Origin of the sequence: Azospirillum himalayense, from assembly GCF_042657465.1 — a bacterium.
GTDB classification, from domain to species: Bacteria; Pseudomonadota; Alphaproteobacteria; order Azospirillales; family Azospirillaceae; genus Azospirillum; species Azospirillum himalayense.
The window spans coordinates 216,155-223,521 of sequence record NZ_JBHSLC010000122.1 but is presented as its reverse complement, the minus strand read 5'-3'; the positions used below and the strand labels follow the sequence as shown (position 1 = coordinate 223,521).

The window sequence follows — 7,367 nt, the reverse complement described above, 5'->3', positions numbered from 1 at the left end:
ACACGTCCTTGCCGCTGCCGCCGGTCAGCGTGTCGTTGCCGGCTCCGCCGACGATCTTGTCGTCGCCGCTGTAGCCCTCCAGCACATCGTCGCCCGCGCCACCGCGCAGGGTGTCGTTGCCGGTCCCACCCTCCAGCGTGTCGTTGCCGTCGTCGCCGTCCAGCAAGTCGTTGTCGCCGCTGCCGATTAGCCTGTCGTTGCCGACGGAGCCGTACAATTTGTCATGGCCATCGCCGCCGTACAGCAAGTCGTTGCCGGCCCCGCCGTCCAGCGTGTTATTGCCGATGCCGCCGCCCAGCGTGTCGTCGCCATCACTGCCGTACAGCTCGTCATCGCCCGCCCCGCCGTCCAGGCTGTCGTTGCCTTCGTAGCCGTACAGCAAGTCGTTGCCGGCCCCGCCGTCCAGTGTGTCGTTGCCGTCGCCGCCGTCCAGCAAGTCGTTGCCGTCCTGGCCTGCCAGGAAGTCGTTGCCGGCTCCGCCGGATAGACGGTCGGTGCCTGCGCCACCGCGCAGCGTGTCGTTGCCGGCACCACCCTCCAGCGTGTCGTTGCCGTCGTCGCCGTCCAGCAAGTCGTTGCTGCCGCTGCCGATTAGCCTGTCGTTGCCGCTTGTGCCGACTAGGTTGAAGGGTTCGGAGGTTCCGGTGGTCGTTGCCATGGTCATGCACCCGCGTGTGAAGACGGCCTGCCGCAAGTTTGGACAACCCCTATCCAAGCCCAGGACCGGTTGCGCCACTGACGAGGACTTCTATGATTAGTCTCACGTAAAATGGACAATATCAACTCCATTGTTGCTTTTTTGGACGTGTCGCGGCGAGTACTCAATCTTGAGTAGCTCTTGGCGGGTTCCGGGGTGGTGAGGGCGGCGCTGTCCCGGCGTGATCAATGACGCGGCTGGCGGTTGAAGAGGCTTTCTAGGAGACGATCCGGGGGTGTTCCGATGGCCTCGCCGCTGTCGGTGAACCTGTCGTCCTTGCTGGACGACGCCAAGTGCTTCGACTTGATCCGGCAGCACCGCTGGCCGAAGGCATCCGGTGTCCGCATTGCGATGACGCCGCGGCGGTTCCCCGCGATGGGCACGATGACACTCAGCCGCACCGCCAGCGGTATCGGTGCCCGGCGTGTGGCTCGCGCTTCGACGACTTGTGGCACGGTGCTGGCCGGGCATCACCAGCCGCTTCGGGTCTGGGTGCTGTGCCTGGACTTCATGGGCCTGCGGTGGTCCAGGACGGCGTTGTCGAGGCGGACGAGGTCTATGTCGTTGCCGATCATAAGGGCAATCAAGCCGCCATCGAAAAAAGGGCGGCCCGGACGGCGACGGCGGCTCAAAGGTGCGCCCGGCCGTGGCACGCTGGACAAAGAAAAACCGCCGATCCTCGGCTTGATCCAGCCCGGCGGCGAGGTGGATTTGCGGATGCTGGGCAACGTGCAGCAGGTGACGATCCGGCCAATCATCGAAGCGACCGTGGCGCGGGGCAGCCTCATCCACACCGACGAGTACGACATCTACGCCCGCCTGGAAGACTGGGGCTACTCCCATAAGAGTGTCTGTCATAGCCGTGGCGAATACGCTCGGGACGACGATGGTGACGGCTTCTGCGAGGTGCAGTCAACACCATGGAAGGCTTCTGGTCGCTGCTGCAGTCCTGGCTCCGTCCGCATCGTGGCGTCTCGCAGGAGAAGTTGCCGGCGTATCTCGGCTTCTTCCAGTTCGTCCACAACGTGCACCGACGCGGCAAAGCCCTACTCGCCGCCTTCGTCTCCCCCCTGGTCACCTGAACCCGACGACCACCCCGGAACCCGATATGAGCCACTTGGGATACCGTGAGCTGTCTCACCAAACAGATTTGCCATATAACCGGCGGCTCGCCCCCGTTGGGGCACCGTCAACCTGTTGACCACCCAGTTGCCGGGGCGGGCCATGCGGGGTATGGGACGGCATGACGACGCGCCCCGATCCCCGCTACGCCGGCTACCGCTATCCCGCCGAGATCATTGCGACGGCGGTTTGGCTGTACTTCCGCTTTCCGCTCAGCCTGCGGATGGTCGAGGACCTGCTGGCGGCGCGCGGCATCACCGTGAGCTACGAGACGGTGCGCCAGTGGGCTCGGAAGTTCGGCCCCGAGATCGCCACCCGGTTGCGCCGACGGGCGCCGCGCCGGGGCGACAAGTGGCACCTCGACGAGGTGGTCCTGACCATCGGCGGCCGCAAACATCACCTGTGGCGGGCCGTCGATCAGGACGGCTTCGTGCTCGACGTGCTGGTCCAGAGCCGGCGCGATACCAGGGCGGCCAAGCGTTTGCTGCGCAAGCTGCTGAAGAAGCAGGGCCAGGCGCCGCGGGTGCTGATCACCGACAAGCTGAAGACCTACGCCGCCGCCAAGCGGGCGATCATGCCGGGGGTGGAGCACCGCCGGCACAAGGGACTGAACAACCGGGTCGAGAATTCCCACCAACCCACTCGTCGGCGCGAACGGCAAAGAAAGCGCTTCAAAGACCCCGCCCAGGTCCAGCGTTTCCTCGCCATTCACGACCCGATCGCCAACCTGTTTCATCTCCGCCGCGACCACAGTTCCGTCACTGACTATCGGAAGGCCCGCGCCCAGGCGTTCCAGGTCTGGGCCGAAGTCGCCGGCGCACCACTGGCGGCGTAATCCGCAGGCGGTCGCCGCCCGCCGCCCTCGCTCTGCCCGGCGTTCGACAAGTTGACGGTGCCCCCGGACAGGTCGGCCCCGGACGCGCCAGTTCCGACGCCAAGCCCTTCAACAACCGCGACATCGAGGTGATGCGGGAACAACTGACCGGGGTGCAGGCGGTCGCGCCGGTGGCGCAGAAGTCGGTACCGGTGATCTACGGGACGGAAAACCGCAACACGGTGGTGACGGGCACCGACAGCGGCTATTTCGTCGTGCAGAAATGGGCGCTGGCACGGGGGCGCGGCTTCCACGAGGGCGACGAGCGCGCCGGGCGTGCCGCCTGCATCGTCGGCCAGACCGTCCGGGAGAAGCTATTCGGCCGTGCCGACCCCGTCGGCGAAACCATTCGCGTCCACAACGTCTCATGCGAGGTGATCGGCCTTCTCGAAGCGAAGGGGCAGTCGAGCTTCGGAAACGATCTGGACGACACGGTGCTGATGCCTCTGCGCGCCTTCCAGCGGCGGATCGCCGGAAACATGGACATCGCGCGCGTCTACGTCTCGGCGCGGAACGGGGTCGATACGGCCAAGGTGCAGACCGGCATCGAGCGTCTGTCGCGGGAGCGGCGCAACATCACCCCCGGCAAGGAGGACGATTTCTCCGTCCGCGATATGAAGCAGGTCGTGCAGGCCACCGCCGGAGCGACGGCAGTGCTCACCGGCCTTCTGGGCGCGGTGGCGGCGGTCAGCCTGCTGGTCTGCGGGATCGGCATCATGAACATCATGCTGGTGTCGGTGACCGAAAGGACGCGGGAAATTGGAATACGCCTCGCCATCGGCGCCCTGGAGGAACAGGTGCTGATGCAGTTCCTGATGGAGGCGGTGGTGCTGTCCCTGTTCGGCGGCATCCTCGGAATCGCTTTGGGGCTTGGGCTGGCGGTTGTGACGACCACCGCGCTGAACGTCCCGTTTCTTGTCGATCCCTTCATCATTCTTGTGGCGTTTGGTTTCTCGGCCGTGGTTGGAATCGTTTTCGGCTACATCCCAGCCCACCGCGCGGCCCATCTCGATCCGATCCAGGCACTGCAACACGAGTGACGCTTCCGTCCGTTCAGGCGCGCGGCGCGAACGCTGGCCCCTGATACCGTCGGTGTCCCTTTACCTGGGTTAAGGCCCTCCGGCCTGCGCACCCCGATGATGATCCCGGCCGCGCCGTAGCCAACGGACCGCGACAACGATGCGACCGTCCACCGGAGGAGCGCCATGCAACTGCCGCTGCAGATCACCTTCCACAACATGGAATCCTCGCCCTTCCTGGAAGCCTGTGTCCGGGAACATGCCGCCAAGCTGGAGCGGTTCTTCGAACACATCATGGCCTGCCACGTGGTCCTCGATGCGCCGCATCGATACCACAAGGGCAAGCTCTACACCGTCCGGATTGACTTGACCGTTCCGGGGGAAGAATTGGTCGTGCGCCACGCCAAACCCGCCGACCCTGCCCATGAAGATCCCAAGGTCGCTATCCGCGACGCTTTCGACGCGATCCGCCGGGAGCTGGAAGACCATGCGCGCCGCCGCAGACAAGACGTGAAGGCCCATACGGCGTCATAGGAGTCGCGCCTCCGCTCGCCGCTCGAGATCAATCACCCAAGCGCCCGGCGCCGGACATCACGCCACCAGCGCCGGCGACATCACGTTGGGAGGCAGGCCATGCCGGACAGTTCGTACATCCGCTGGTTTTCCGATCTTGGCCGTGACGATGTCGCCTTGGTGGGCGGCAAGAACGCCTCGCTCGGTGAACTCCATCGGCGATTGAAGCCTCTGGGGGTGGAGGTGCCGGACGGTTTCGCCCTGACCGCCGACGCCTTCCGCAACGCGCTGACCGCTGCCAACGCCTGGGACGGCCTGCACGTGCTGTTGGACGATTTGGACAAGGCGGATGTGGAGCGTCTGGCCTGTGCCGGGACCCGCGCCCGGGAGATCGTCTACGCCGCCGGCCTGACGCCGGACATGGAAGAGCAAGTGCGCACGGCCTTCCGTGCCTTGCTGGCCGAATATGGGGAAGGCCTGACCGTGGCGGTGCGCAGTTCCGCCACTGCCGAGGACTTGCCTACGGCCAGCTTTGCCGGGCAACACGAGACCTATCTGAATGTGGCGGGCGAGGCGATGCTCCTCGACGCCGTGCGGCGCTGCCACGCCTCGCTGTTCACCGATCGCGCCATCTCCTATCGGACCGACCAGGGCTTCGACCACTTCAAGGTCGCGCTGTCGGTCGGCGTGCAGAAGATGGTGCGCTCCGACCTTGCCTCGGCCGGGGTAATGTTCACGCTCGACACGGAGTCGGGATTCCGGGATGCCGTGTTCATCACCGGCGCCTATGGGCTGGGGGAAACGGTTGTCCAGGGGACGGTCGATCCCGACGAGTTCTATGTGCACAAGCCGACCTTCCGGCAGGGCCATCGCGCGGTGCTGCGGCGGCGCCTGGGGGAGAAGCTGGTGAAGATGGTTTACCGCTCGGGCCGCACGCGTGAGCCGACGCGCACCGTCCCCACACCCGGCGCCGACCGGCAGCGCTTCTGCCTGACCGACGGGGAGGTGCTGCGGCTCGCCGAACAGGCCATCCGGATCGAGGACCATTACGGCCAACCCATGGACATCGAATGGGCCAAGGACGGGCAGGACGGCGGCCTGTACATCGTCCAGGCGCGGCCGGAGACGGTCGCCTCCCGGCGCTCGGCCCTGGAACTGGAGAACTTCGTTCCGGAAGGGAAAGGCACCGTACTCGTTTCCGGGCGCGCGGTTGGCGGGCGCATGGCCACCGGGGTCGTCCGTTTGGTGACCGGTGCCCACCAGCTGTCCACCTTCCGCCCGGGCGAGGTGCTGGTGGCCGACACCACGACGCCCGATTGGGAGCCGGTGATGAAGACGGCTGCCGCCATCGTCACCAACCGGGGCGGCCGCACCTGCCACGCCGCCATCGTCGCGCGCGAACTGGGCATTCCCGCCGTGGTCGGGGCGGAGCGCGCGACCGAGGCACTGCGCGACGGTCAAACGGTGACCGTTTCCTGCGCAGAGGGTGACACCGGCAAGGTCTATGACGGCGCCGTGCCGTTCCGCGTGGAGCGCATCGACCTCGGTCGGCTGCCACGCCCACAGACGCGCATCATGGTGAATCTCGGCAACCCCGACCAAGCCTTCCAGACCGGCCAGCTTCCGGTGGACGGGGTTGGCTTGGCGCGCATGGAATTCATCATCAGCGAAGCCATCAAGGTGCATCCGATGGCGCTCGTCCATCCGGAGCGCGTCGAGGATTTTGACGTCCGCGCCCACATTGCCCAACTGACTTGCAGTCACCCCGACGGCGGCGCCTATTTCGTGGAGCGTCTGTCGGAAGGGATCGGCACCATCGCGGCGGCCTTCTTCCCGCGCCCGGTCATCGTTCGCCTGTCGGACTTCAAGACCAACGAATACGCTTCCCTGATCGGCGGGCGGTGGTTCGAGCCGGTCGAGGAGAATCCCATGCTCGGCTTCCGGGGGGCAGCGCGCTACGCCCATCCCGCCTACGAGGAGGGCTTCGCGCTGGAGTGCCGGGCGCTGGCCCGTGTGCGTGCCGAGATGGGGCTGACCAACGTGAAGGTCATGGTGCCCTTCTGCCGCCGCCTGGAAGAGGCGGACCGGGTGATTGCCGCGATGGCCCGCCATGGTCTGGAGCGCGGGCGTAACGGGCTGGAGATCTACGTGATGTGCGAGATTCCCAACAACGTCCTGCTGATGGACGAGTTCGCCCAACGCTTCGACGGCTTTTCCATCGGGTCGAACGATCTGACTCAGCTCACGCTCGGCGTGGACCGCGACAGCCCGCTGGTCGCCTTCGACTTCGATGAGCGCGATCCCGGCGTGTTGGCCTTCCTGCGCCAAGCCGTGGAAGGCGCGCGGCGCAATGACCGGCCGTGCGGAATCTGCGGCCAGGCGCCCTCGGACTATCCGGAGATCGCCGAGTTTCTGGTGCGGCTCGGCATCGACTCCATCAGCGTGACGCCCGACAGTGTGCTGAGGACGTTGCGCGCCGTGGTGGAGCTGGAACGAGGGCTCGACCGCACCCCGCGCACCCCTGTGACGGGAGATCCATCATGAAGCACGTCGTCGTCTTCGCACACCCGCGCTCCGGCAGCTTCATCCGTCAGGCCGCGGGGGCCTATATGGACGAGCTGGAACAATACGGACACATCGTTGAGGAACGCGACCTCTACACCATGGGCTTCAACCCAGTCCTCTCGGAGGAGGAGTTGGCCGGAAAGGGACCTGTGCCCGAGGACATCCGGCTGGAGCAGGAGATCATTGCCGGGTCGCAGGCGATCACGTTCCTGTTTCCGATCTGGTGGGCCGGGATGCCCGCCATGCTCAAGGGCTATGTGGACCGGGTCTTCACCTACGGTTTCGCCTGGGAGATGCGTGGCGAAGACATCAAGGGCAAGCTGCACGGGCGCAAAGGACTGATCGTCACCAGCTCCGCCGCCCCGCTGGACTATTTGGAAGCGGTCGGGGAAATGCAGGCTTTCAAGGTCACGCAGGATGCCGCGATCATGGGGCTGTGCGGCATCAAGGTGGTCGAGCATGTCCATTTCGACGATCTGGGGCCGCACACCACGCCCGAGCGGATCGACGACAACATCCGCCGCATCCGCGCCGCCGTGCGCGCCCATTTCTGAACTGGTGCCGAAGCGGTGGCTGC

Annotated in this window: 7 protein-coding genes; 6 read left to right on the top strand and 1 reads right to left on the bottom strand. The window is 65.9% G+C overall.

Annotated elements, in window-relative coordinates:
* Positions 1-658, bottom strand: a 658-nt coding sequence (locus ACFPMG_RS35310) for a calcium-binding protein (protein ID WP_377000859.1), incomplete at its 3' end; no start/stop codon positions are given.
* Between the two features lie 282 nt (positions 659-940).
* Here ACFPMG_RS35310 and ACFPMG_RS35305 point away from each other — a divergent pair.
* The 6 genes from ACFPMG_RS35305 to ACFPMG_RS35280 all read left to right on the top strand — a co-directional run bounded on the left by ACFPMG_RS35305 (position 941) and on the right by ACFPMG_RS35280 (position 7,344).
* Positions 941-1,828 carry a transposase gene (locus ACFPMG_RS35305; protein ID WP_377000857.1) on the top strand — a complete coding sequence of 296 codons (888 nt, stop codon included), beginning with the start codon at positions 941-943 and terminating at the stop codon, positions 1,826-1,828.
* Positions 1,829-1,940: 112 nt separating this feature from the next.
* The gene (locus ACFPMG_RS35300; protein ID WP_377000855.1) at positions 1,941-2,654 is read left to right on the top strand and encodes an IS6 family transposase; all 714 of its coding nucleotides are present in this window, start codon (positions 1,941-1,943) and stop codon (positions 2,652-2,654) included.
* On the top strand, positions 2,618-3,733 hold the full coding sequence (locus ACFPMG_RS35295; RefSeq protein WP_377000873.1) for an ABC transporter permease: 1,116 nt from the start codon (positions 2,618-2,620) through the stop codon (positions 3,731-3,733). Before ACFPMG_RS35300 ends, ACFPMG_RS35295 begins: the two co-directional genes overlap by 37 nt.
* 165 nt (positions 3,734-3,898) lie before the next feature.
* Positions 3,899-4,246, top strand: a complete 348-nt coding sequence (locus tag ACFPMG_RS35290) for an HPF/RaiA family ribosome-associated protein (protein ID WP_377000853.1) — start codon at positions 3,899-3,901, stop codon at positions 4,244-4,246.
* 99 nt (positions 4,247-4,345) lie between these two features.
* Entirely contained in the window at positions 4,346-6,769 is a 2,424-nt protein-coding gene (gene ppsA, locus ACFPMG_RS35285) for a phosphoenolpyruvate synthase (protein WP_377000851.1), read from the top strand.
* Complete coding sequence (locus tag ACFPMG_RS35280) at positions 6,766-7,344, top strand: NAD(P)H-dependent oxidoreductase (RefSeq protein ID WP_377000849.1); 579 nt, start codon at positions 6,766-6,768, stop codon at positions 7,342-7,344. Before ppsA ends, ACFPMG_RS35280 begins: the two co-directional genes overlap by 4 nt.
* Positions 7,345-7,367 lie beyond the last annotated feature (23 nt).

Bases quoted from the DNA above. Each gene is read 5' to 3' on its own strand.
- ACFPMG_RS35290 (WP_377000853.1), top strand. From the start codon at position 3,899: ATGCAACTGCCGCTGCAGATCACCTTCCACAACATGGAATCCTCGCCC.
- ACFPMG_RS35300 (WP_377000855.1), top strand. From the start codon at position 1,941: ATGACGACGCGCCCCGATCCCCGCTACGCCGGCTACCGCTATCCCGCC.
- ACFPMG_RS35280 (WP_377000849.1), top strand. From the start codon at position 6,766: ATGAAGCACGTCGTCGTCTTCGCACACCCGCGCTCCGGCAGCTTCATC.
- ppsA (WP_377000851.1), top strand. From the start codon at position 4,346: ATGCCGGACAGTTCGTACATCCGCTGGTTTTCCGATCTTGGCCGTGAC.
- ACFPMG_RS35305 (WP_377000857.1), top strand. From the start codon at position 941: ATGGCCTCGCCGCTGTCGGTGAACCTGTCGTCCTTGCTGGACGACGCC.